We start from the raw sequence: 23,470 nt of genomic DNA, 5'->3' as shown, positions 1-23,470 counted from the left end.
CCCTGGGCAGGATCGTGACCGCCTACATCGCCACGCTCGAGGCAGACCAGAAGCCGTCGACGCAGCGCCGCAAGGATGGCTGGCGCGCGATGCGGACGTTTTGGGAGAACACCGACCCTGAGTTGATCGATGAAGCGATGTGCCGGTCCTATGCCGACCAGCGCAAGGCCAGCGCCTCCACCGTGCGCTATGAGCTCCTGATGGTCAGCACGGCGGTTGGCTGGGCCCGCAAGGCCGGTCACACCAGCGCGCGGCCCGAAATGTGGTTGCCGTCCGCGCCCGAGCGCCAGACCCGGCACCTGACGCACAAGCAGTTCGAGCAGTTCTATGCTGAGGTGAAGGCTCCCCATGCCCGCCTCTATGTGCTGCTCGGCCTTTTCACCATGGCCCGGCCGTCCGCAATTCTGGATCTGACATGGGATCGCGTCGATTTTGACCGCGGCCTGATCGATCTCAACCCGCCTGGGCGCAAGCAGACCGCCAAGCGCCGGCCAGTGGTGCCGATGAACGACGAGCTGCGCGCTGCGCTCGAGGACGCATACCGAGCGCGGCAATGCGCCTATGTGGTGGAGCGCGGTGGCAAGCAGGTCGCGAACATCAAGAAGGCGTTCCAAGCGGCGTCGGAACGATCGGGAATCCATGCCACGCCCTATAGCCTTCGCCATACCGGCGCGGTCTGGGCGGCAGAGGCGGGCGTCAGCATGGACGAGCTCGCCCAGTTCATGGGTCACGACGACGCGGCAACGACCTCTCGGCATTACGCCAGGTACAGTCCCGACTATCTGCGGACGGTCGCAAACAGGGTTCAGAGGAGGGCTTCTTGAGGTTCGAGGTTCAAAATGTGGCGTCGGCCCCTGTCTGCCGGGGTGCGAAAAACGCCGGAATTTCAGCGGTTAAATGGTCGGGGAGAGAGGATTCGAACCTCCGGCCCCTGCCTCCCGAAGACAGTGCTCTACCAGGCTGAGCTACTCCCCGACCCAGACTTCATGGTGCCTTGCGGCGCCTGGGAGGCAGGGGCGTGCCTATAGCCACGGGTTTCGCAGACTGCAAGCGGCCTTTTGCGCTTTTCTTGTCGGCCCCGCGTTGGCGGCGATCGGACGCGCGTGCTAGGCATGCGCGCATGGAAACAGCAGTGCAGAGTCGCCCGGCAGATATTGCCGCAGAAGATCATTTCGAATGGCAGTATCTGGACCTGATGCGCCGGGTCTGGACGCGCGGGCACGAGCGGTCCGATCGCACCGGTGTCGGCACGCGCTCGGTCTTCGGCGCGACCATGCGCTTCGACCTTTCGGGCGATGCCATTCCGCTGCTCACCACCAAGCGCGTCTACTGGAAGGCGGCCGCGCGCGAGATGCTGTGGTTCCTGACCGGCGAGACGAATATCCGCCCGCTGGTCGAGCAGGGGGTGCATATCTGGACCGACTGGCCGCTCGATGCCTATCGCAAGGCAACCGGTGAGGTAATCGACCGCGACGCGTTCGAGGCGCGAATCATCGCCGATGCGGAGTTCGCCGAACGCTGGGGCGATCTCGGCCCGGTCTATGGCAAGCAATGGGTGAACTGGCCCGTGTACGAGCCAGTGGGCGAGGGGCTGTTTCGCCAGCGCGCGCAGGGCATCAACCAGATTGCCGAGCTGGTCGAGAGCCTCAAGCACAATCCCGGATCGCGCCGCCATATCTTCGAGGGCTGGAATGTCGCCGAGCTGGACCGGATGGCGCTGCCGCCGTGCCACAAGACCTATCAGTTCTTTGTGGCCGACGGAAAGCTCACGGGATTGCTCTATCAGCGCTCGTGCGATCTGGCGCTGGGCGTCCCGTTCAACATCTTCTCCGCCGCGCTGATCACTCGGATGCTGGCGCAGCAATGCGATCTTGAGCCGGGCGAACTGATCTGGAACGGCGGCGACGTGCATCTGTATCTCAACCATCAGCACCTGGTGGAAACCCAGCTCGCCCGCTCGCCCTCCGGCGCGCCGAAGCTGGCGATCACCCGGCGGCCCGACAGTATTTTCGACTACCGGATCGAGGATTTCGAGGTCCGCAATTATGCGCCCCAGGCGCATATCGCGGCACCCGTCGCAGTGTGAAGGGCAGCACTATTGACCTATCGCGAATCTTGAAATAATATGTCCGGGTAGGGCAATTAGTCGAAAGGCCAGCAAGAGCCGCCCCGACGCGTCGCCCACCAGCCCGAGAGGATATTTGATGGCCGATGGTCCAGCCCGCACGAACCTGCTGCCGCTTGCGCTGCACGTTCCAGAGCCCCGCTCGCGCCCCGGCGATCCGGTCGATTTCAGCGATGTCGTGATCCCCGCAGCCGGGAGCATGGCGCGCCCCGACGAGGCAATCTCTCCCCACGACATGCGCGATGCCGCGTTCGGCCTTGTCCGCGTGCTTGACGAGGAACACCAGGCGGTCGGTCCCTGGGACCCGCGCCTGCCCGCCGAAACGCTGCTGAAGATCCTGCGCACCATGGCGCTCACCCGCGCGTTCGACGAGCGTCTCTATCGCGCGCAGCGTCAGGGCAAGACCAGCTTCTACATGAAATGCACCGGGGAAGAGGCGACCTCGGTTTCCGCCGCCGCGGCGATGCAGGGCGATGACATGGTCTTCCCCAGCTATCGCCAGCAGGGCATCCTGATGTGGCGCGGCTATCCGCTGGTCGAGATGGTCAACCAGATCTATTCGAACGCGGGCGACAAGCTGAAGGGCCGTCAGCTGCCGATCATGTATTCGGTGCCGGAACTGAGCTTCTTCACGATCAGCGGCAATCTGACGACGCAATATCCGCAGGCGGTGGGCTGGGCGATGGCCAGCGCGATCAAGGGCGATACGCGCATTGCCAGCTGCTGGTGCGGCGAAGGCTCGACGGCGGAAGGTGACTTCCACAGCGCGATGACCTTTGCCTCGGTGTATAACGCGCCGGTCATCCTCAATGTCGTCAACAACCAATGGGCGATCTCGAGCTTCTCGGGCTTTGCCGGGGCCGAGCGCACGACCTTTGCCGCGCGCGCTTTGGGCTATGGCATCGCGGGCCTTCGCGTCGACGGCAATGATGCGCTCGCGGTCTATGCCGCGACGCGCTGGGCCGCCGAGCGCGCGCGCGCCAACAAGGGGGCGACGCTGATCGAGCATTTCACCTATCGCGCCGAAGGGCACAGCACGTCCGATGACCCATCCGCCTATCGCAGCGCACAGGAAAGCGCCGAATGGCCGCTGGGTGATCCGATCCACCGGTTGAAGCAGCATTGCATCGGCCTTGGTATCTGGGACGAGGAACGCCACGCCGCGATGGACCTGGAACTGGCAGAGATGGTCAAGCAGGCTACCAAGGAGGCCGAGAAGAACGGCGTTCTGGGACACGGCATGCACCAGCCGTTCGAGACGATGTTCGAAGACGTGTTCGAGGAACTGCCCTGGCATCTGCAGGAACAGATGGCGCAGGCGCTGGAAGAAAGGGCCGCAAAATGGCCGAAGTGATCGAAGCCGCGAGCGACACCCGCACCATGAACATGATCGAGGCGATCAACAGCGCGCTCGACGTGATGATGGAGCGCGATGACAATGTCGTCATCATGGGCGAGGATGTCGGCTATTTCGGCGGTGTCTTCCGCTGCACCGCCGGCCTGCAGAAGAAATACGGCAAGACGCGCGTGTTCGACACGCCGATCAGCGAGTGCGGCATTGTCGGCGTTGCGGTCGGCATGGGGGCCTATGGCCTGCGCCCGGTGCCGGAGATCCAGTTTGCCGACTATATCTACCCCGGCATCGACCAGCTGATCTCCGAAGCGGCGCGGCTGCGCTATCGCTCGGCGGGTGAGTATATTGCGCCGATCACGGTGCGTTCGCCCTTTGGCGGCGGCATCTTCGGCGGCCAGACGCACAGCCAGAGCCCCGAAAGCCTGTTCACCCACGTTGCGGGCCTGAAGACGGTGATCCCCTCGACGCCCTATGACGCCAAGGGGTTGCTGATCTCGGCGATCGAGGACAATGACCCGGTCATATTCTTCGAGCCCAAGCGCATCTATAACGGCCCGTTCAGCGGCTATTACGACCGCCCGGTAGAACCCTGGTCGAAGCATGCAGCGTCGGCAGTTCCTGCCGGCCATTATCGCATCCCGCTGGGCAAGGCGAATATCGTGCGTGAAGGCGAGGGGCTGACCATCCTGGCCTATGGCACGATGGTTCATGTCGCGCTGGCCGTGGTCGAGGCCAACAATGTCGATGCCGAAGTGATCGATCTGCGCACGCTGCTGCCGCTCGACATCGAGACCATCGAGGCCTCGGTGAAGAAGACCGGGCGCTGCCTCATCGTCCACGAGGCGACGCGCACCAGCGGCTTTGGCGCCGAGCTTTCGGCATTGGTGCAGGAGCGCTGCTTCTATCATCTCGAGGCCCCGGTCGAGCGCGTGACCGGTTTCGACACGCCCTATCCGCACAGCCTGGAATGGGCGTATTTCCCCGGCCCGATCCGCATCGGTCGCGCCATTGCCAAGATCATGAAGGACTGACGCTGATGGCCACCTATACCTTCAACCTGCCCGATATCGGCGAAGGCATTGCCGAGGCGGAAATCGTGGCGTGGCACGTCAAGGTCGGCGACCGGATCGAGGAAGACGGCCGCATTGCCGACATGATGACCGACAAGGCGACGGTCGAGATGGAATCGCCTGTCTCGGGCGTGATCCGCAAGGTCGCCGGGGCCGAGGGCGATGTCATCGCGATCGGATCGATGCTGGTCGAGATCGAGACCGAGGGTGAGGATGCGCCTGCGATCGGATCCGCGCCTGAGCCGGAGCCCGAGGTGATCGAGGCGGAGACGCCCAAGGCACCTCCGGTCGAAGTTCCTGTCCTCGCGCCCGCGCCTGTTCAAGCTCCGGCAGCGCCCAAGGCTGCGTCCGCTCCGACGGCCGTAGAGGCTGATGCGTCTGCCAAGGTGCTGGCATCGCCGGTCGTCCGCCAGCGCGCGCGTGATCTGGGCATCGACCTTGCCAAGGTGCGCCCGGCTGAAGGCAATCGCATTCGTCACGCCGACCTAGACGCGTATCTGAACTATGGTGGGACCCGCGCTGGGCCGGGCCGCCCGGCGGACGAGGAAATCCGGGTCATCGGCATGCGCAAGCGCATTGCGCAGAACATGGCTGAATCCAAGCGCCACATCCCGCACTTCACCTATGTCGAGGAAATCGACGTGACGAAGATGGAGGAGATGCGCGCCGAGATGAATGAATCGCGCGGGAACAGGCCAAAGCTGACCGCGCTGCCGATCCTGATCGCAGCAATCTGCAAGACGCTGCGCGACTATCCGATGCTCAATGCACGCTATGACGACGAGGCCAATGTCGTCACTCGTTTCGGCGCAGTGCACCTTGGCATCGCCACCCAGACCGATGCCGGGCTGATGGTGCCGGTGCTGCGCGGAGCCGAATCCTTGAGCGTCTGGGACATGGCGAGCGAGATTGCGCGTCTCGCTGACGCCGCGCGCAGCGGCAAGGCGAAGAGCGAGGAACTTTCGGGTTCGACGCTGACGCTGACGTCGCTTGGACCGCTTGGCGGCATTGCGACCACTCCGGTGATCAACCGGCCCGAGGTTGCCATCATCGGGCCCAACAAGATCGTCGAGCGTCCGGTGGTGGTGAACGGCGCTATCGGCATCGCCAAGATGATGAATCTGTCGATCTCGTGCGATCATCGCGTCGTCGACGGGTACGATGCAGCAAGCTTCGTCCAGGCACTCAAGCGCCGGATCGAGACGCCGATCTATATCTTCGCGGATTGAGTGTCAGTCAAAACGAATGGGTATCGTCACCCCCGCGAAGGCGGGGGTGACGCTTCTTCTCGATCCTGGCGCAGCAGCGGGATTCCCGCGTTCGCGGGAATGACTAGCGAGCCGCTTTGCTGGCTTTATCGCACGATCGCCCGGAACGTCACCCGGCGGCTCTCGCCCTGCATCAGCGTGTCTCCGACGCGCCAACGCAGGTGCGTCACGTCCTCCGGGTTGGCTGGACGCCATCCGCCATTGCCTAGCGGCACGCGCAGTTCCGGCAGGGCGCCCCATGTCCGACCCCCGTCAATTGACACGAGCTCGCTGCCATCGACGGTCTCGTCGAGGCGGACAGTCCGGGGCAGGGGATTGGTCACGGTGAAGCCCTGGACGGGGCGATTGCCGGTGTTGCGATATTCGACGACATAGATCAGCCGCTCGCCCGGGCTTACCTGGCGCGCCGGTTCGAGGCGGATACGCCGCGCGCCGCCAGCCTGCGGCGCGATTCGTTCCACGAAAATGGAAGCCCTGGTCATGACATCGCTCGATGCCAGGGCCGCGCCAGGCATCAGCATGGCGGTCAGCGCGAGTGCGGTGCGCAGAAGCATTCAAATCCCCGATTTGCCCCCACCGGCAGAAGTCCGGCTTGGCTGACCGGGTAAATGCCATTGGCCAACATATGGTTAACGCAGGCAAAGGAATTGATCGCGCGCTCGGCGCGATGCCGCTGGATTGTGGGGGCCATCGGGTGCAGATATAGGCTTGATGGGCCCGATGTGCGGGCCAAGGACCATGCATTCCATGTCATTACCTTCCGACGAGCGCGCCGTTGCCGATGAACTCAGGCGTGACCGATTGCTGGCAGCGCTGGCTTTGATTGCCGGGGTTGCGCTGTTTCTTGCCTTTCCCTTTGCGATGCGGGCCGGAGCCGAATTCTTCCTGCCGCTCGCCGTCGCCATCGTCCTGTCGATCGCGCTGGTCCCTGCGCTCGAATGGATGGAGCGCCGCGGATTGCCGTCCATGGCAGCGGCCTTTCTCTGCCTGGTCCTTTTCCTGACCATCGCCAATGGCGCACTCGCTGTAATCGTCGTGCCAGCGACCGACTGGTTTCTGCTGCTGCCCGACCGGATCCCCAAGATCATGGAGAACCTGGCGCCGCTGATCGATCTCTATTCGGATCTGCAGAAATTCGTCGATGATACCACGCGTCTTGTTTCGGGCTCGATGGTCAAGGCACAGGCTGCGGCGACGGCATCACCCGAATCGCTGCTTGACCTGTTTGCAAGCGCCGCGCCTGGCGTCGCGCTGCAGATGGCCTTTGTCATCCTGCTGATCTTCTTCTTTCTGGCGGGTTGGACGCGGCTGCGCGAAAACGCGATCAGCAGCCGGGGGAGTTTCACCGGGGCCATGGCGACCGCACGCGTCATCCAGAATGTCGTCTCGGCGACCTCGGCCTATCTGACCACGATCACCGTCATCAATCTGCTGCTCGGCGTTTCTGTCGGCGTCGTGGTCTGGTTGCTGGGCATGGAATCGCCTGCCATGTGGGGTGGCATCGTCGCGCTGCTCAATTTCATTCCCTATCTGGGGCCCGTTCTGGCAGCCGTTCTGCTCGCTTTGGGCGGGTTGATGAGCTTCGGCGATCTGTGGACGGCGCTCATTCCTGCCAGCGTGCAGATCGTGTTCCATCTGGTCGAGGCGAATCTGATCACGCCGGCGGTTCTGGGCCGCAGGCTGACGATGAACCCGCTGCTGATTCTTGTTTCGCTGAGCTATTGGGCATGGGTCTGGGGCACGACAGGCGCGTTGCTGGCCGTTCCGCTGCTGATCATCATCCAGACGGTCGTTGCAGCCGCTGGCAAGCCGGATATCGCAGGTTTCCTGTTCGAATCGGGTACCCTGACCCGCAACCCGCGGGATGGCGAAGCTCCGCCGACAGAGCCACTTTCCCCTGTTCGCGGGAAAAATTGAAAGAGCTGTTGACAGGCGGCGAGGTCGCTTCTAGTGGCAGCGCTCCAACGCGATGCGGGTGTAGCTCAGTTGGTTAGAGCGCCGGCCTGTCACGCCGGAGGTCGCGGGTTCGAGCCCCGTCACTCGCGCCATTGGTCTGGTGATAAATCACCTCAATGGTCACCTGCATGCGTTGGAAATCATTCAGAAAAATCGATAAAGTAATCAGGCCCGCCAACGACCTGTTTCCATCCAGATCATCAGCGGTCGCATCGGTGCGATCCAGATGATCCCGGCGATGCAGTAGATCACCGATTGCACCGCGATGTGCCAGTTTCCGATCACACTGGAAAAGCTCGCCACGATGACAGCCCATATCGTGATGATGGCGAGAATCGCGAAAATTCCCACCGGCTTGCGCATTGTCGGTTTCATGGCGCCATTCTTTCGTTGATCGGCAGCAGCACCTGCTGCTCGGTTATGACTGCATCCAGTGGCATGTCGTGCGAATCAGCAGGGACGGTATCGGCCTGCTGAACCGTCCAGGCGAGCCCGATTCGGCGTACAGCCGGATGCGCGGAGCACCAGCCGTCGTAATGCCCGCCGCCCTGACCCAGCCGATTCAGAGCCGAATCGAACGCCACCAGCGGCATGAACAGGGCATCTGGCACCACCTCTGGCATGGCAGCATGGGGCTGCAACCCCCATGGGCCCCGTTCGAGCGTTTCATCAGAACCGGTCCAGAGCCGGAAGGTCATCGGACCTGCATGTTCTCTGGTCGCGGGCAGGGCGATCATCTTGCCGAGATCAAGCATGTGCATCGCGTAGCGCTGGGTCGGCACTTCGCCCGGCACGGCGTGATATAGTCCGACAATCTCCGCGCTCTCGATCAAGGGCAGGATGGCGCGCGGCGGACGGCCGAAGATCAGGGCGCGGTGCGTTTGCGGAAGCGCCTGCCAGTGCTGCAGGCGCGCGGCGCGCATCGCTCGCCGCATCTCGCGCTTCTGGCTGAGTAGATCGGTCAAAAGCGCACCTGCATGTCTGGTGGGGAGGGGTGCCCCTTGTCGGGCACGGGTTGGAACCGCCTTGGCCGTTTGCTGGAATATCCTCTGACGCCAGTAACGTCAGGTGGGCGCCGTGTGCCTCTGGCCGGAGCCAGGACAGGGACAGCTCCCTTGGAAGATGTATCGCCTCAGGGATGTTCTCTGCAGCTCGTACCAGGCAGTCCCGCTACGCAATCTAGGTCCGTGCTGTGTGGTTCTCAAGCCCCGCCGCCAGATTCTCGATCCGTTGTGCCAGTTTCTCGATAGCGCGCGCAGCCAGTTCGGTGTCGTTGTCGTGCGCAAGCAGGTCGCCTTGTTGCGGCCGAGCGCTCTCGGCCTGGGCCGCTTGTGCAGCCAGCGCCTCGGCGGCCCGATCCTGCGTCTCGGCCAGCTCGTCGGCCAGCAGCAGGCCGGCAAACAATAGCGTGCGCGTTTCGGTCAGCCCGCCGGTGGCGCCCGCCTTGCGGGCCGCGGCGTCCAGCATGGTACCGAGCCGCGCCAGATGCTGTTCCTCGCCCGGCTGGCAGGTCACGCTGTAAATCCGTCCGGCAATGGTGAGGCGCATATCGGGCATGGCGTTTATCCTGCCTTGGCGAGAAGGGAGTCGATCTGGGCCAGCGCGTCGGACGCGGCGGCCTTCAACTGGTCATGACGGCGGGCAAGATCCGCATCGGGCACGCCCATTCCCGCAGAAAGCTCTTTTGCGAGGCGCACATGGGCCGATTCAAGCCGCGCCAAAGCTCTTTCCATTTGTCCGATAGCAAGGATAAGTCGTTCATTTGCCATGGAATGAATTTACCAGCAATCGCGGCAAAAGCAACGTTTCGGCAAACTGTGGCTTTTGCGGAACTTGACGCGGTGCACCATGGACACCAAAGGGTGACGCCAAAGCCGACTCGGCCTGCGCACACGCTAACGCGAAATCCTATTACGTGCAGGCACATAGGCTCTGATCGAGGATCAGCAGGGAGTTTCAAAGGGCGATGAGCGTTCAATTTCAAGATCTCGCCAATGCCATTCGCGCACTGTCGATGGATGCGGTTCAAGCGGCCAATAGCGGCCATCCGGGAATGCCGATGGGCATGGCCGATGTCGCAACGGTTCTGTTCGGCGAATATCTTAAGTTCGATGCCAGCGCGCCAGGCTGGGCCGATCGCGACCGCTTCGTACTGTCTGCCGGTCACGGATCGATGCTCATCTATTCGCTGCTGCATCTGACCGGCTATGCGGCGCCGACAATGGATGACATTCGCAATTTCCGGCAGATGCACAGCCCCTGTGCGGGGCATCCGGAAAATTTCGAACTTGCGGGCGTGGAATGCACGACCGGTCCGCTCGGCCAGGGACTGGCGATGGCGGTTGGCATGGCGATGGCCGAACGCCATCTCAATGCCGAGTTCGGCGACGATCTTGTCAACCACCGCACCTGGGTGATCGCGGGTGATGGTTGCCTGATGGAAGGCATCAACCACGAGGCGGTCGGGCTTGCCGGCCATCTGAAGCTCGGCCAGCTCAACGTGCTGTGGGATGACAACCGCATTACCATCGACGGTGCGACCGATCTGTCGACCAGCGAGGACATTCGCGCGCGCCATCTGGCTTCCGGCTGGCATGTCGTGGACTGCGATGGTCATGATCCCGTTTCGATCCGCGCCGCCATGGATGCCGCCATTGCAGACCCGCGCCCCTCGCTGATCGCCTGCGCCACGGTAATCGGCAAGGGTGCGCCGAACAAGCAGGGCACATCGGCGACGCACGGGTCGCCGCTGGGCGCGGCCGAGGTCGATGCGGCGCGCGCAGCCCTTGGCTGGTCGCATGCCCCGTTCGTCATCCCTGACGATATTCGTGCCGTCTGGGCAGAATTCGGTCGTCGGGGTGCTGGAGAGCACGCCGCCTGGTCGCAGCGTCTGGCGGCATCGGACAAGGCCACCGAACTCAACCGCCGCATGGCGGGCGAACTGCCCGCCGGTTTCAGCCTTTCGCAGCATGTCGCCGCGCTGCTGGCCGAGCCGCAGAAGGTGGCCACCCGCAAGGCGTCGGAACTGGCGCTCGAGGCGATCAATCCCCGGCTGCCCGAAACCGTGGGCGGCTCGGCCGACCTTACCGGTTCGAACAATACCAAGACTGCCGGCCTCGGAGTCATGAACGCCACCAATTATGGTGGGCGCTATGTCAATTACGGAATCCGCGAATTCGGCATGGCCGCCGCAATGAACGGCATGGCGCTGCACGGAGGCGTCATTCCCTATGGCGGCACGTTCCTCGTGTTCTCCGACTATTGCCGTGCGGCGATCCGCCTCTCGGCAGTGCAGCGTCAGCGCGTGATCTATGTGATGACGCACGACAGCATCGGCCTCGGCGAAGACGGCCCGACCCATCAGCCGGTCGAACATGTCATGAGCCTCAGGATGATGCCCAACCTGCTCACCTTCCGCCCGGGCGATGCAGTGGAAACCGCAGAATGCTGGGAGCTTGCGCTGCAGGCATCCTCCACGCCCACTGTCCTGGCGCTGACCCGGCAGAATCTGCCGCAGTTCCGCCGCGTCGAGGCCGAGGGCAACCAGTGCGCGCGCGGCGCCTATCGGATCAAGACGGCAGGCAACAAGCGCCAGGTGGTGCTGATCGGCACGGGTTCGGAAGTATCGCTGGCGCTCGCCGTCGCCGACCAGCTCGAGGCCGCAGGCATCGGCGCGGATGTCGTCTCGATGCCGTGCTGGTCGCTGTTCGATGCGCAGCCGGAAAGCTACCGCGCCGATCTGCTCCCCGCCGATATCCTCAAGGTGTCGATGGAGGCAGGCGTGACCTTTGGATGGGAACGCTATGTTGGCCGTGATGGCCTGACATTCGGGATCGACAGCTTCGGTGCGTCGGCCCCGGCTGAGGCGCTGTTCGACCATTTCGGCCTCACGCCTGACAAGATCACGCCAGCCGTGCGCGCAGCGCTTGGCCAGGGTTGAGCTGGGGCTGACCCCAAATACAACGAATTGAAAGCAGGAGAATTCCCATGGCAGTCAAGGTTGCAATCAACGGTTTTGGCCGCATCGGCCGTCTGGTCGCGCGCGCGATCCTCGAGCGCACCGACCATGACCTCGAGCTGGTCGCGATCAACGACCTGGGCGATGCCAAGGCCAATGCCCTGCTGTTCAAGCGCGACAGCGTGCACGGCGCGTTCCCCGGCACGGTGAGCGCCGAGGGCGACAGCATGATCGTCAACGGCAAGGCGATCAAGGTGACCGCCGAGCGCGACCCCGCCAAGCTGCCGCATGGCGAGATGGGCGTTGACATTGCGCTGGAATGCACCGGCTTCTTCGCTGACAAGGCCAAGGCGAGCGCGCATCTGACCGCAGGCGCCAAGCGCGTGCTGATTTCGGCCCCGGCAACCGGTGCGGACAAGACCATCGTGTTTGGCGTCAACCATGACGTGCTGACCGCCGACGATCTGGTCGTCTCGAACGCCAGCTGCACCACCAACTGCCTTGCGCCGATGGCCAAGGTGCTCAACGACCTCGTCGGCATCGAGCGCGGCCTGATGACCACGGTGCACAGCTATACCAACGACCAGAAGATCCTCGACCAGATCCATGGCGACATGCGCCGCGCGCGCGCTGCTGCGATGTCGATGATCCCGACCACCACCGGTGCAGCACGCGCCGTCGGGCTGGTGCTGCCCGAGCTCAAGGGCAAGCTCGATGGCTCTGCCATCCGCGTGCCGACCCCGAATGTGAGCCTTGTCGATCTGACCTTCACCCCGGGCCGCGACACCACGGTCGAGGAAATCAACGGCGCGCTCAAGGCCGCCGCCGAAGGTCCGCTCAAGGGCGTGCTCGCCTATACCGACGAGCCCTTGGTCTCGATCGACTTCAATCACGATCCGGCGAGCTCGACCATCGACAGCCTGGAAACCGCAGTGATCGACGGCAAGCTGGTCCGCGTGATCAGCTGGTACGACAATGAATGGGGCTTCTCCAACCGCATGGTGGATACCGCAGGCGTGATCGCCGACCTGCTCTGATCGGAACGACACAACGGAGGAAGACCAGCGCATGTTCAAGACCCTCGATGACCTGATTGCCGACCGCCACGGACTGGCGGGCAAGCCCGTCCTGGTTCGCGAAGACTTGAATGTGCCGATGCACGAAGGCCGGGTGTCCGACGATACCCGGCTGCGTGCCGCTATGCCGACCCTCGCCGAACTCGCCGACCATGGCGCCAAGGTATTGGTGCTCGCGCATTTCGGCCGCCCCAAGGGCAAGGTCGATCCCGAATATACGCTGCGCCCGATCGCGCACGCGCTGGCCGATGTGATGGGCCGCCCGGTCGGCTTTCTCGAATCGCCCGATCGCCACGCGATCGACGTGCTCGATCCGGGCAGCATTACGGTGCTCGAGAACAGTCGCTTTTTCCCCGGCGAGGAGAAGAATGATCCCGTCCTGGCCAGGCAGATGGCGGCGCTCGGCGATTTCTATGTCAACGACGCATTTTCCGCTGCGCACCGTGCGCATGTGACCACCGAAGGCCTCGCACATCTGCTGCCCGCCTTTGCCGGTCGGCAGATGGAAGCGGAATTGAAAGCGCTCGAAGCCGCGCTCGGCAAGCCCGAGCATCCGGTCGCTGCCGTGGTCGGTGGCTCGAAGGTATCGACCAAGCTCGACGTGCTGACCAATCTCGTCGGCAAGGTCGATCATCTGATCATCGGCGGCGGCATGGCCAATACCTTCCTTGCCGCGCGCGGTGTCGATGTCGGCAAGTCGCTGTGCGAGCATGATCTGGCCGATACCGCCAATGCCATTTTCGACGCTGCTGACGCAGCAGGCTGCACCGTGCATCTGCCTTATGACGTGGTGGTGGCGAGGGAGTTCGGTGCCAACGTGCCTTGCCGCACTGCCAATGTGCATGAGGTCGAAGCCGACGAGATGATCCTCGATGTCGGCGCGGCGGCGGTCGAGGCGCTGTCCGATGTGCTCAAGACCTGCCGCACCCTCGTGTGGAACGGCCCGCTCGGCGCGTTCGAATATCCGCCCTTTGACACGGCCACGGTGGCTTTGGCGCGCACCGCAGCCGCGCTGACCCGCGAAGGCACTCTTGTCTCGGTGGCAGGCGGCGGCGATACCGTGGCGGCGCTCAACCATGCCGGCGCAGCGGATGATTTTTCTTTTGTTTCAACCGCTGGCGGCGCCTTTCTCGAATGGATGGAAGGCAAGGAACTGCCGGGCGTCAAGTCGCTCGAAAGCTGAGCGCCGATCGTCAACAATCAACCAATAAGCCTAAAATCAGGGAAGAGTGACAATGACCGACACCGCCGTTTTCAACGAGATGCTGGCCAAGATCGAATCGGGTCAGGGTTTCATCGCCGCGCTCGACCAGAGCGGCGGTTCGACGCCCAAGGCGCTCAAGGGCTATGGCATCGAGGACGGCGCATGGAACAATGACGAGGAAATGTTCGCACTGATCCACGGCATGCGCAGCCGTATCGTGACCTCGCCCTGCTTCAATGGCGACAAGGTGATCGGCGCGATCCTGTTCGAGCGCACCATGGACGGTGAAGCCGGCGGCAAGCCGGTTCCGGCGCTGCTCTGGGAACGCGGTGTCGTGCCATTCCTCAAGGTCGACAAGGGTCTGGAGGACGAGGCTTATGGCGTACAGCTGATGAAGCCCATGCCGGGCCTTGGCGATCTGCTCGATCGGGCAAAGGCGCTCGGCATTTTCGGCACCAAGATGCGCTCGGTGATCAATTCGGCGTCGGAAAGTGGCATCGCGGCGATTGTGAAGCAGCAGTTCGAGGTTGCTGGCGAAATCCTCGACCATGGCCTGATCCCGATCATCGAGCCCGAGGTGAACATCAAGAGCGATACGCGTGGGGAATGCGACGCAATCCTTAATGCAGAACTCAAAAAGGCGCTCGACGCGCTGCCTGAAGGCCGCCGCGTGATGCTCAAGCTCTCGCTGCCCGAGCACGCCGGCCTGTTCGCCGATCTGGTCGCCCATCCGGCGGTCGTCCGCGTCGTTGCGCTGTCGGGCGGTTTCAGCCGCGCCGAAGCCTGTGTCGAACTGGCCAGGAACCCCGGCGTCATCGCCAGCTTCTCGCGCGCGCTGCTCAACGATCTCAAGCACCAGATGAGCGACGAGGAATTCGACGCCTCGCTCGGTGGGGCGATCGACGAGATCCACGCTGCATCGGTCGCCTGATCTCATGACCGACCCCGGCTGCCAGCTCTATCTGATCTCTCCGCTCGACGTCAGCGGGGATTTTCCGGACCGGCTGCGCGCGGCGATCGAGGCCGGGCCGGTCGCGGCGTTCCAGTTCCGGGTCAAGGATATCGACCAGCACGCAGCGGCCCGGCTCGCCGCCCCGCTCCAGGCGATCTGCGCGGAGCATGATTGCGCGTTCATCGTAAATGACAGCATATCGCTTGCCAAGCGGCTCGGCGCGGATGGCGTTCATCTGGGGCAGGGCGATGGCGACCCGCGCGAGGCACGCGACGTGCTGGGCCGCGATGCGCAGATTGGCGTCACCTGCCACAATAGCCGCCATCTGGCTCTCGAAGCCGGCGAGGCGGGGGCTGATTATGTGGCCTTCGGTGCGTTCTTTCCCAGCGAAACAAAGCAGGCAAAATATCAGGCCGAGCCCGAGATTCTGAACTGGTGGTCATCCATGATGGAACTGCCCTGTGTTGCAATTGGCGGAATCACCACCGCCAATGCCGCCTCGCTGGTGGAGGCTGGTGCGGACTTTCTGGCTGTATCCGGCGGGGTCTGGAACCATCCGGATGGGCCGCAATCAGCTGTGCGAGAATTCCTTGCGATCATGGCCGAACACCGAAGCGCAGACGCGGGGTGAGCTTTCGAGCCGGTTGAGATAGCTCACGAAGTCTGCTTCGAACTCGTCGACATCGGGCATGCCGTCACCACGCCCGGAATGTGCGGACGCGACCTCGTTGAGGGTGCGGCCGAAAATTCCTGCAGCGGGTGTCTTGATGCTGAACAATGGCATGACAGTATGATCCAATCCCGTTGGCGTTATAGCCGATTTGGGGTTAATTGGCATCTACTATCTTCGGTAAGCGCTAGATAGGAAGAAAGCGTCACCGCGCCGCTGCCTCGACCAATCGGCCACTCGGGCCGACAGATGGCATCGGTCGATGCTGTCCTGTGCCATACGGCAGGCCAAAGTCCTTGCCATGCCCGCATCATGCGCCTAGAGGGCCTGTCCATCCCTGAAATCCAATGGAAACGAGCCTCGCATGAAGATCAGCGGTGTCGATATTCGCCCCGGTAACATTCTGGAATATGAAGGCGGCATCTGGAAGGTTGCCAAGATCCAGCACACGCAGCCCGGCAAGGGCGGTGCGTTCATGCAGGTCGAGATGAAGAACCTCGAAGATGGCCGCAAGACCAACGTCCGGTTCCGCAGCGCCGACACGGTCGAGAAGGTTCGGCTCGATACCAAGGACTTCCAGTTCCTGTTCGCCGATGGGGACAGCTTTGTCTTCATGGACCAGGAAACCTACGACCAGATCACCATCGCCGAAAAGCTGCTCGGAGACGAGGCTGCCTTTTTGCAGGATGGCATGCAGGTGACGCTGGAAATGTATGACGAGCGTCCGATTTCGGTGCAGCTCCCCGATCAGATCGAAGCGACGATCGTAGAGGCCGATGCCGTGGTGAAGGGGCAGACTGCCTCTTCGAGCTACAAGCCGGCGATCCTCGACAATGGCGTGCGCGTGATGGTGCCGCCGCATATCAGCAGCGGCACGCGCATTGTCGTCGATGTCTATGCCAAGGAATATGTCCGCAAGGCGGACTGATCGGACCTGTATTCATGCCTGCCATTTCAGCCATCATCCGTGTCATGGAAAGCGCCGCGCGCAAGGCGGGCGGCCGCTTGCGGCGTGACTTTGGCGAGGTGGAACATCTCCAGGTCTCGAAAAAGGGCCCGGCGGATTTCGTGTCCAAGGCCGACCAGCATGCCGAGCGCGTGCTGTACGATGAGCTGAGCAAGGCGCGTCCGGGCTGGGGATTCCTGCTCGAAGAGGGCGGCGACATTCCCGCCGAGCCCGGCAAGCCGCGCTTCATCATCGATCCGCTCGATGGCACCAGCAACTTCCTTCATGGCATTCCGCATTTCGCGATCTCGATCGCAGTTCAGGAGCCGACGATCGATGGCAAGGGCTGGGGCGAGATCAGCGCCGCGCTGATCTATCAGCCGGTTACCGACGAGAGCTATTGGGCCGAAAAGTCCCGCGGCGCCTGGCTGCACGATCGCCGTTTGCGCGTTTCGGGCCGCCGCAATCTCAGCGAAGCCCTGATCGCGACCGGCATCCCGTTCCTGGGCCATGGCGACATGGTGGAATGGACGCGCATTTTCGGTGCAATTGCGCCTGAAGTCGCAGGCATCCGCCGCTTCGGTGCCGCCTCGCTCGATCTGGCCTGGCTTGCAGCTGGCAAGTTCGACGGTTTCTGGGAAAGCGGGCTCAAGCCCTGGGACGTCGCCGCTGGCATCCTGCTGGTGCGCGAAGCAGGCGGCTTCGTCACCGATTATCGCGGCGGCAGCCAGCCAATCGAGCGCCAGCAGGTCATTGCTGGCAATGACGCGCTGCATTCGCGCTTGCACAAGCTGCTGGTCGGCGCGTTGCGCTGAGCCTCCCCTTCAGGCAGTTTTCCGTCAGTCCCGCGAACGCGGGAATTCCGCTATTGAGTCCAACTGGGTGATAGTAGCGGGACCCCCGCTTTCGCGGGGGTGACGAGTCAGGGCAGTCCGAATCATTCCGTCACGAATCTTCGATATTGCTGCATCTGGTCCAGCCAGACGCTCAGATTCTCGTTGAAGACAGCTTCGGGCACTCCGCCCTTGTCGGTGTCGACATCCATGACCAGCACCGGATCGTTCTCGCTGTCGCGATAGGCGCGAACGAAACGTTTGGTAGCGTTCCACTCGTTGAGCTTTTCGAGATCGAAGCCCTTCCGGTCGTTGAAGCCGAAATAGAACTGGACCGTGGCGCAATTCGCCTTGGCCTCGTCGCAGTTCATCAGGGCAATCAGGAACGGCATGTCATCATAGGCACTGCGGATATAAGGGTTGCCTTCGCCCTGTTTCAGTTCCGAAGGGAGCCCGCGCTCCTTCAGGATGGCTTCGATGGTGGCTGGCCTGCTGGCGGTCACATTCTGGGCCTTGGCTGGCAGATCGCCGACGGCCATCAGGGCCATAAGTCCGAAAAATACAGATTTCTTCCCCACGAGGCCCCCCGATTCCCTCCGGATTGATCGCGCAGATTGCACTGCGCCGACTGTCTGGCGTCACGTCGTTTCGCGATTGTGCAGAAATCCAAAGAAATACGCAACTTTTTGCCGCTTTGGACGGCGTCATCAACACGTCAAAAAAGGGGGGTGTTGCGGCTTGCGATAGGCCGTTTGCTGGCCTAAAGACGCCCCAAGCAACACGCACGAATGGGACGCGCGCATGGCCGAATATCTGCCGATCCTGCTGTTCCTGGCGGTCGCTCTGCTCTTGTCGGTGGCGTTTGTCTTTCTGCCGATCGGGGTGTCGCGGCTCACAGGAGCGCACAAACCTACCGTCGCCAAGCTGAGCGAGTATGAATGCGGATTCCCTGCATTCGAAGACTCGCGCAGCCAGTTCGACGTCCGTTTCTATCTGGTCGCCATCCTGTTCATTATCTTCGATCTGGAAGCCGCGTTCCTGTTCCCCTGGGCAGTGTCGCTTGAGCAGATCGGCTGGGCGGGTTGGGCAACGATGATGGTGTTCCTGTTCGAACTGATCATCGGCCTGATTTACGCATGGAAAGTGGGAGCACTCGATTGGGAGTAAATCCGCAAAATCCCGGTCTTGTCACCGGTTCCTCGAGTGCGGTCATTCCTGCACCCGGGACCCTGCCTGATACCGGATTCTTCAATGACCTCAATTCCGAGGTTTCGGACAAGGGCTTTCTGGTCACTTCGACCGAAGAGCTGTTCCAATGGGCGCGCACCGGCTCGCTCTGGTGGATGACCTTCGGCCTGGCCTGTTGCGCGGTGGAGATGATCCACGTGAACATGCCGCGGTACGATATGGAGCGTTTCGGCGTCGCGCCCCGCGCCTCGCCGCGCCAGTCGGACGTAATGATTGTCGCAGGGACTCTCTGCAACAAGATGGCCCCGGCGCTTCGCCGCGTTTATGATCAGATGTCCGAACCGAAATATGTGATTTCGATGGGCAGCTGCGCCAATGGCGGCGGCTATTATCATTACAGCTATTCGGTGGTGCGTGGCTGCGACCGCATCGTTCCGGTGGACATTTACGTCCCCGGGTGCCCGCCGACGGCCGAGGCGCTGCTCTACGGCGTGATGCAGTTGCAGCGCAAGATCCGCCGGGTAGGCACGATCGAACGTTGATCAGAGTGAAAGGCCTGCTGTGGAGGCGGGTCGATTAAGGGACGCACATGGGACATTCGGCACCACGTTATGCCGTTCTCGATGGCTTGGGCGATTCTGTCGCCGCCACGCTGGGTGACCGGTTGCTGGCGACGCGCTTCACGCAGGGAGAATATTGCTTCACCGTCCGTCGCGAGGCGGTGGCCGAAGCACTCGATCTGTTGCGTGATGTACACGAGTATCAGCAGCTCATGGAAATTGCAGGCGTAGACTATCCGGACCGTGCCGAGCGGTTCGAGGTGGTCTATTGCCTGCTCAGCCTGACGAAGAACCACCGCATCCGCGTCGCCTGCACGACCGATGAGGACACTCCGGTGCCGACCGTCACCCATATCTGGGAAGTGGCCGGCTGGCTCGAGCGCGAAGTGTACGACATGTACGGCGTGATCTTCGCCGGAAACCAGGATCTCCGCCGCATCCTTACCGATTACGGTTTTCGCGGTCATCCCTTCCGCAAGGATTTCCCGCTCACCGGCTATAGCGAGATGCGCTATTCCGAAGAGCAGGGCCGGGTGGTCTATGAGCCGGTGAAGCTGGCGCAGGACTTCCGCAATTTCGATTTCACCTCGCCCTGGGAGGGCGCGGATTATGTGCTGCCGGGTGATGAGAAGTCGCTGGGCGGTCCGCCGCCGACTGCAACTCCCAAGACGACCGACAAGCCGTCGGACACCGGTGCCGGCGCGGCTGCCAACAAGGAAGCTGCCAAGCCGAGCGAAAATGCAGACGCCAAGGAGGGCAAGGCATGATGGCTGAGTCGCTTCAGGACATGACCGTCGACGGGCTGGTCGAACAGGATTCGACCAGCGGCGATCTGGAAATCCAGAATTACACGATCAACTTCGGGCCTCAGCATCCGGCGGCGCATGGCGTGTTGCGGATGGTGATGGAGCTCGATGGCGAGATCGTCGAGCGGATCGACCCGCATGTCGGCCTGCTGCACCGCGGGACCGAGAAGCTGATCGAGTACAAGACCTATCTGCAGGCGCTGCCTTATTTCGACCGGCTCGATTACTGCTCGCCGCTTGCGATGGAATATAGCTATGTGCTGGCGATCGAGAAGCTGCTCGATCTGGAAGTGCCTCTGCGGGCCCAGTATCTGCGCGTGCTGTTCGCCGAGCTGACCCGCATCTGCAACCACATGCTCAACCTGGGCGCGCACGTGATGGACGTGGGCGCGATGACGCCGAACCTGTGGCTGTTCGAAATTCGCGAGGATTGCCTCAACTTTTTCGAGCGCGCCTCGGGCGCCCGCATGCACAGCGCCTGGTTTCGCCCCGGCGGCGTGCACCAGGATGTACCGCTCAAGCTGCTGACTGATCTGGCCGACTGGCTCGACACCTTCCCCAAGCTGTTCGAGGATTCGATGAGCCTGGTGGTCGACAACCGCATCTTCAAGCAGCGCAATGTCGATATCGCCGTGGTGTCGAAGGACGATGCGGTGCGCTGGGGCTTTTCGGGCCCGATGATCCGCGGCAGCGGCATTCCATGGGACCTGCGCAAGTCGCAGCCTTACGATGTGTATGACCGGATGGAGTTCGACGTGCCCGTCGGTACGCGCGGCGACTGCTATGACCGGTTCATGGTGCGCGTCGAGGAAGTGCGTCAGTCCGCACGGATCATGCGCCAGTGCCTGAACGAGATGCCCGAAGGCCCTATCGCCTCGTCGGACCGCAAGGTCGTCCCGCCCAAGCGCGGAGAGATGAAGCAGTCGATGGAAGCGCTGATCCATCACTTCAAGCTCTACACCGAAGGCTTCCACGTGCCTGCGGGCGAAGTCTATGTCGCGACCGAAAGCCCCAAGGGCGAGTTCGGCGTGTACCTGGTCAGCGACGGCACCAACAAGCCCTATCGCTGCAAGATCCGTCCGACGGCATTCTCGCACCTTCAGGCGATGGAGTTCATGAGCAAGGGGCACATGCTGTCCGACGCCACCGCCATTCTGGGTGCGATCGATGTGGTGTTCGGGGAGTGCGACCGGTGATTGAGCGGTTGGCCGTCGCTGAGGCGATGATCGCGCATTACAATGCGCAGGACGCCGACGCATATGTCGCGCTGATGACCGAGGATGCCTGCGAGGCGGGTTATCGCGGTGCGGTGTTGCGCGAAGGGCGCGAAGGCGTGCGTTCGGGGCTGAAGGCGATGTTCGCCGAATTCCCTGACAATCGCGCCGACATCCTTTCGGGCCATGTGCTCGGCGAGACGGTGGTCCTGCACGAAAAGGTCCGGCGCTCGGCAGAGTCCGAACCGTTCGAGGTCATGTCGATCTACAGTTTTGAAGGCGACAAGGTGTCGCGCGTGGAGTTTGTCCGCTGATGGCTGAAGCAGCCCATATTCCCGATGAAGCCGAAACTCGCGCCCGCTGGGGTGCATTCGCGTTCACCGACGAGAATCTCGCCAAGGCGAAAACGATCATCGCGCGCTATCCCGATGGACGTCAGCGCAGCGCGGTGATGCCGTTGCTCGATCTGGCGCAGCGCCAGGTGGGGGCAGAAACGCAGACGCAGGGCTGGCTGCCAGTCCCGGTGATCGAATATGTCGCAGCGATGCTGGATATGCCGTACATTCGGGCGTACGAGGTTGCGAGTTTCTACACCATGTACAATCTCGCACCGGTTGGTCGCTATCACGTGCAGGTGTGCGGGACGACACCTTGCCTGTTGCGCGGATCGGACGATGTGATGGCCGCATGCGCCAACAAGGGGCTGGTGAAGGGCAAGACGACGCCCGACGGCTTGTTCACGCTGACTGAGGTCGAGTGCATGGGCAATTGCGCCAACGCGCCGATGGTTCAGATCAACGACGACAATTTCGAGGACCTCGATTACGACCGCACGATCGGAATTCTCGAGGCGCTGGCGGCTGGCGAAAGCCCCAAGGCCGGAACCCAGATCCCGGGCCGTCATACCAGCGAACCTGAAGGCGGACCGACCACGCTCAAGCAGATGGTCGATGCCAACCATGATTATCGTGGGGAATGGTGATGAGCTTTGATTTTCTTGCCGACAAGGACCGCATCTTCACCAATGTCTATGGGTTCCAGCCCTGGAACCTGAAGGCGGCACAGGCGCGCGGTGACTGGGACAAGACCAAGGACCTGATCGCCTGGGGCCAGGACAGGATCATCGAGGAAGTCAAGGCATCGGGCCTGCGCGGCCGCGGCGGTGCGGGCTTCCCGACGGGCATGAAATGGAGCTTCATGCCCAAGGAATCGAAGGATGGTCGCCCGAGCTTCCTGGTGATCAATGCCGACGAATCCGAGCCCGGCAGCTGCAAGGACCGCGAAATCCTGCGCCACGATCCGCACAAGCTGATCGAGGGCGCGCTGATCGCCGGTTTCGCCATGCGCGCGCGTGCAGCCTATATCTATGTGCGCGGTGAATATATCCGCGAGGCCGAAGTGCTGCAGGCAGCGGTCGATGAGGCCTATGAGGCCGGTCTGATCGGCAAGAACGCGTCCAAATCGGGCTATGATTTCGACGTCTTCGTCCATCGCGGCGCCGGTGCCTATATTTGCGGTGAAGAAACCGCGATGATCGAGAGTCTCGAGGGCAAGAAGGGGCAGCCTCGCCTCAAGCCGCCGTTCCCGGCTGGTGCCGGTCTTTATGGCTGCCCGACCACGGTCAACAACGTGGAATCGATCGCGGTAGTGCCCACCATCCTGCGGCGCGGCGCGAGCTGGTTTGCCAGCTTCGGGCGCGAGAACAACAAGGGCACCAAGCTCTTCCAGATCAGCGGGCATGTCGAAAAGCCCTGTGTGGTTGAGGAAGCGATGAGCATTCCGTTCCGCGATCTGATCGAGAAGCATTGCGGCGGCATTCGCGGCGGCTGGGACAATCTGCTCGCTGTCATCCCCGGCGGTTCGTCGGTGCCGCTGGTTCCGGCGGCGCAGATCATGGATGCGCCGATGGATTTCGATGGCCTGCGCGAACTGGGTTCGGGCCTTGGCACTGCCGCGATCATCGTGATGGATAAATCCACCGACATCGTCCAGGCGATCAGCCGCCTCAGCTATTTCTACAAGCACGAGAGCTGCGGCCAGTGCACACCGTGCCGTGAAGGAACCGGCTGGATGTGGCGCGTCATGGAGCGCATGCGCACCGGCGATGCCGATCTCAGCGAAATCGATACGCTGTATGAAGTCACCAAGCAGGTCGAAGGTCACACCATCTGCGCTCTTGGCGATGCTGCCGCCTGGCCGATCCAGGGCCTGATCCGCCATTTCCGCCCGGAAATGGAGCGCCGCATCATCGAGAAGCAGGGCGGTGGGCTGATGGAGGCTGCGGAGTAAT

At 62.5% G+C, this 23,470-nt stretch carries 27 protein-coding genes, 2 tRNA genes and 1 other RNA gene; 21 read left to right on the top strand and 9 right to left on the bottom strand.

Annotated elements, in window-relative coordinates; genetic code table 11:
* Positions 1–14: 14 nt before the first annotated feature.
* Complete coding sequence (locus C7451_RS19945) at positions 15–824, top strand: tyrosine-type recombinase/integrase (RefSeq protein WP_167398489.1); 810 nt, start codon at positions 15–17, stop codon at positions 822–824.
* Between the two features lie 74 nt (positions 825–898).
* Here C7451_RS19945 and C7451_RS08905 read toward each other — a convergent pair.
* Positions 899–975 (bottom strand) — tRNA-Pro (locus C7451_RS08905).
* Between the two features lie 145 nt (positions 976–1,120).
* On the opposite strand from C7451_RS08905, the gene thyA reads away from it, so the two are divergent.
* The 4 genes from thyA (at position 1,121) to C7451_RS08885 (ending at position 5,778) form a co-directional block, all read left to right on the top strand.
* Complete coding sequence (gene thyA / locus C7451_RS08900; RefSeq protein WP_110298613.1) at positions 1,121–2,086, top strand: thymidylate synthase; 966 nt, start codon at positions 1,121–1,123, stop codon at positions 2,084–2,086.
* A gap of 118 nt (positions 2,087–2,204) precedes the next feature.
* Positions 2,205–3,479, top strand: coding sequence for a 3-methyl-2-oxobutanoate dehydrogenase (2-methylpropanoyl-transferring) subunit alpha (locus tag C7451_RS08895; RefSeq protein ID WP_110298612.1), 1,275 nt, complete (start codon positions 2,205–2,207; stop codon positions 3,477–3,479).
* A 26-nt stretch (positions 3,480–3,505) separates the two neighbouring features.
* Complete coding sequence (locus C7451_RS08890) at positions 3,506–4,510, top strand: alpha-ketoacid dehydrogenase subunit beta (protein WP_110298781.1); 1,005 nt, start codon at positions 3,506–3,508, stop codon at positions 4,508–4,510.
* A gap of 5 nt (positions 4,511–4,515) precedes the next feature.
* On the top strand, positions 4,516–5,778 hold the full coding sequence (locus C7451_RS08885; protein WP_110298611.1) for a dihydrolipoamide acetyltransferase family protein: 1,263 nt from the start codon (positions 4,516–4,518) through the stop codon (positions 5,776–5,778).
* 125 nt (positions 5,779–5,903) lie between these two features.
* On the opposite strand, the gene C7451_RS08880 is transcribed toward C7451_RS08885, so the two are convergent.
* On the bottom strand, positions 5,904–6,371 hold the full coding sequence (locus tag C7451_RS08880) for a DUF11 domain-containing protein (RefSeq protein WP_110298610.1): 468 nt from the start codon (positions 6,369–6,371) through the stop codon (positions 5,904–5,906).
* A 193-nt stretch (positions 6,372–6,564) separates the two neighbouring features.
* On the opposite strand from C7451_RS08880, the gene C7451_RS08875 reads away from it, so the two are divergent.
* Together C7451_RS08875 and C7451_RS08870 are read left to right on the top strand one after the other, a co-directional pair.
* The gene (locus tag C7451_RS08875) at positions 6,565–7,734 is read left to right on the top strand and encodes an AI-2E family transporter (protein ID WP_110298780.1); all 1,170 of its coding nucleotides are present in this window, start codon (positions 6,565–6,567) and stop codon (positions 7,732–7,734) included.
* Positions 7,735–7,788: 54 nt separating this feature from the next.
* Positions 7,789–7,865 (top strand) — tRNA-Asp (locus C7451_RS08870).
* A 73-nt stretch (positions 7,866–7,938) separates the two neighbouring features.
* Here the strand turns inward: C7451_RS08870 and C7451_RS08865 are convergent.
* From C7451_RS08865 to C7451_RS19940, 5 genes are all read right to left on the bottom strand, one after another.
* Positions 7,939–8,148, bottom strand: coding sequence for a DUF2842 domain-containing protein (locus C7451_RS08865; RefSeq protein ID WP_110298609.1), 210 nt, complete (start codon positions 8,146–8,148; stop codon positions 7,939–7,941).
* Positions 8,145–8,738 (bottom strand): 5-formyltetrahydrofolate cyclo-ligase, encoded by a 594-nt coding sequence (locus tag C7451_RS08860; protein ID WP_244181753.1) that lies wholly within the window; start codon positions 8,736–8,738, stop codon positions 8,145–8,147. The genes C7451_RS08865 and C7451_RS08860 overlap by 4 nt, the downstream gene beginning before the upstream one ends.
* Before the next feature lie 49 nt (positions 8,739–8,787).
* Positions 8,788–8,944, bottom strand: a non-coding RNA gene (gene ssrS / locus C7451_RS08855) — 6S RNA.
* 8 nt (positions 8,945–8,952) lie between these two features.
* Positions 8,953–9,330, bottom strand: a complete 378-nt coding sequence (locus tag C7451_RS08850) for a cell division protein ZapA (protein ID WP_110298607.1) — start codon at positions 9,328–9,330, stop codon at positions 8,953–8,955.
* Positions 9,331–9,335: 5 nt separating this feature from the next.
* On the bottom strand, positions 9,336–9,494 hold the full coding sequence (locus C7451_RS19940; protein WP_167398488.1) for a hypothetical protein: 159 nt from the start codon (positions 9,492–9,494) through the stop codon (positions 9,336–9,338).
* A 245-nt stretch (positions 9,495–9,739) separates the two neighbouring features.
* On the opposite strand from C7451_RS19940, the gene tkt reads away from it, so the two are divergent.
* Genes tkt through thiE form a run of 5 tightly spaced genes read left to right on the top strand, consistent with a single transcriptional unit; the run spans position 9,740 to position 15,594 of the window.
* On the top strand, positions 9,740–11,713 hold the full coding sequence (gene tkt / locus C7451_RS08840) for a transketolase (protein ID WP_110298605.1): 1,974 nt from the start codon (positions 9,740–9,742) through the stop codon (positions 11,711–11,713).
* A 47-nt stretch (positions 11,714–11,760) separates the two neighbouring features.
* Positions 11,761–12,768 (top strand): type I glyceraldehyde-3-phosphate dehydrogenase, encoded by a 1,008-nt coding sequence (gene gap / locus C7451_RS08835; RefSeq protein ID WP_110298604.1) that lies wholly within the window; start codon positions 11,761–11,763, stop codon positions 12,766–12,768.
* 31 nt (positions 12,769–12,799) lie between these two features.
* A complete protein-coding gene (locus C7451_RS08830) occupies positions 12,800–13,990 on the top strand; it encodes a phosphoglycerate kinase (protein ID WP_110298603.1) in 1,191 nt (396 codons plus the stop codon).
* A gap of 52 nt (positions 13,991–14,042) precedes the next feature.
* On the top strand, positions 14,043–14,942 hold the full coding sequence (locus tag C7451_RS08825; protein WP_110298602.1) for a fructose bisphosphate aldolase: 900 nt from the start codon (positions 14,043–14,045) through the stop codon (positions 14,940–14,942).
* Positions 14,943–14,946: 4 nt separating this feature from the next.
* Complete coding sequence (gene thiE / locus C7451_RS08820; protein WP_110298601.1) at positions 14,947–15,594, top strand: thiamine phosphate synthase; 648 nt, start codon at positions 14,947–14,949, stop codon at positions 15,592–15,594.
* Here the strand turns inward: thiE and C7451_RS08815 are convergent.
* Entirely contained in the window at positions 15,535–15,747 is a 213-nt protein-coding gene (locus C7451_RS08815) for a hypothetical protein (protein WP_110298600.1), read from the bottom strand. The genes thiE and C7451_RS08815 overlap by 60 nt on opposite strands.
* Positions 15,748–15,997: 250 nt before the next feature.
* Between C7451_RS08815 and efp the strand changes: the two genes are divergently transcribed.
* Complete coding sequence (gene efp, locus C7451_RS08810) at positions 15,998–16,561, top strand: elongation factor P (protein ID WP_110298599.1); 564 nt, start codon at positions 15,998–16,000, stop codon at positions 16,559–16,561.
* Positions 16,562–16,575: 14 nt separating this feature from the next.
* Positions 16,576–17,394 (top strand): inositol monophosphatase family protein, encoded by an 819-nt coding sequence (locus C7451_RS08805; RefSeq protein ID WP_110298598.1) that lies wholly within the window; start codon positions 16,576–16,578, stop codon positions 17,392–17,394.
* 122 nt (positions 17,395–17,516) lie between these two features.
* Here C7451_RS08805 and C7451_RS08800 read toward each other — a convergent pair whose 3' ends face one another.
* Positions 17,517–17,951 (bottom strand): YbjN domain-containing protein, encoded by a 435-nt coding sequence (locus tag C7451_RS08800; protein ID WP_208625171.1) that lies wholly within the window; start codon positions 17,949–17,951, stop codon positions 17,517–17,519.
* Positions 17,952–18,213: 262 nt separating this feature from the next.
* On the opposite strand from C7451_RS08800, the gene ndhC reads away from it, so the two are divergent.
* The 7 genes from ndhC to nuoF are packed head-to-tail and all read left to right on the top strand — an operon-like array spanning position 18,214 to position 23,469.
* A complete protein-coding gene (gene ndhC / locus C7451_RS08795) occupies positions 18,214–18,579 on the top strand; it encodes an NADH-quinone oxidoreductase subunit A (protein WP_054133019.1) in 366 nt (121 codons plus the stop codon).
* 44 nt (positions 18,580–18,623) lie between these two features.
* Positions 18,624–19,142 (top strand): NuoB/complex I 20 kDa subunit family protein, encoded by a 519-nt coding sequence (locus tag C7451_RS08790; RefSeq protein WP_110298779.1) that lies wholly within the window; start codon positions 18,624–18,626, stop codon positions 19,140–19,142.
* Between the two features lie 47 nt (positions 19,143–19,189).
* Positions 19,190–19,927, top strand: coding sequence for an NADH-quinone oxidoreductase subunit C (locus C7451_RS08785; protein WP_110298596.1), 738 nt, complete (start codon positions 19,190–19,192; stop codon positions 19,925–19,927).
* Positions 19,928–19,947: 20 nt separating this feature from the next.
* Entirely contained in the window at positions 19,948–21,162 is a 1,215-nt protein-coding gene (locus tag C7451_RS08780; RefSeq protein WP_425266474.1) for an NADH-quinone oxidoreductase subunit D, read from the top strand.
* A 26-nt stretch (positions 21,163–21,188) separates the two neighbouring features.
* Positions 21,189–21,494, top strand: coding sequence for a nuclear transport factor 2 family protein (locus C7451_RS08775; RefSeq protein WP_110298595.1), 306 nt, complete (start codon positions 21,189–21,191; stop codon positions 21,492–21,494).
* Positions 21,494–22,162 carry an NADH-quinone oxidoreductase subunit NuoE gene (gene nuoE / locus C7451_RS08770; protein WP_110298594.1) on the top strand — a complete coding sequence of 223 codons (669 nt, stop codon included), beginning with the start codon at positions 21,494–21,496 and terminating at the stop codon, positions 22,160–22,162. The genes C7451_RS08775 and nuoE overlap by 1 nt, the downstream gene beginning before the upstream one ends.
* Positions 22,162–23,469, top strand: coding sequence for an NADH-quinone oxidoreductase subunit NuoF (nuoF, locus tag C7451_RS08765; protein ID WP_110298777.1), 1,308 nt, complete (start codon positions 22,162–22,164; stop codon positions 23,467–23,469). The genes nuoE and nuoF overlap by 1 nt, the downstream gene beginning before the upstream one ends.
* Position 23,470 lies beyond the last annotated feature (1 nt).

It is taken from the genome of Blastomonas natatoria (assembly GCF_003201955.1).
Lineage (GTDB): Bacteria > Pseudomonadota > Alphaproteobacteria > Sphingomonadales > Sphingomonadaceae > Blastomonas > Blastomonas natatoria.
This window is presented reverse-complemented; position numbering and strand designations above follow the sequence as displayed.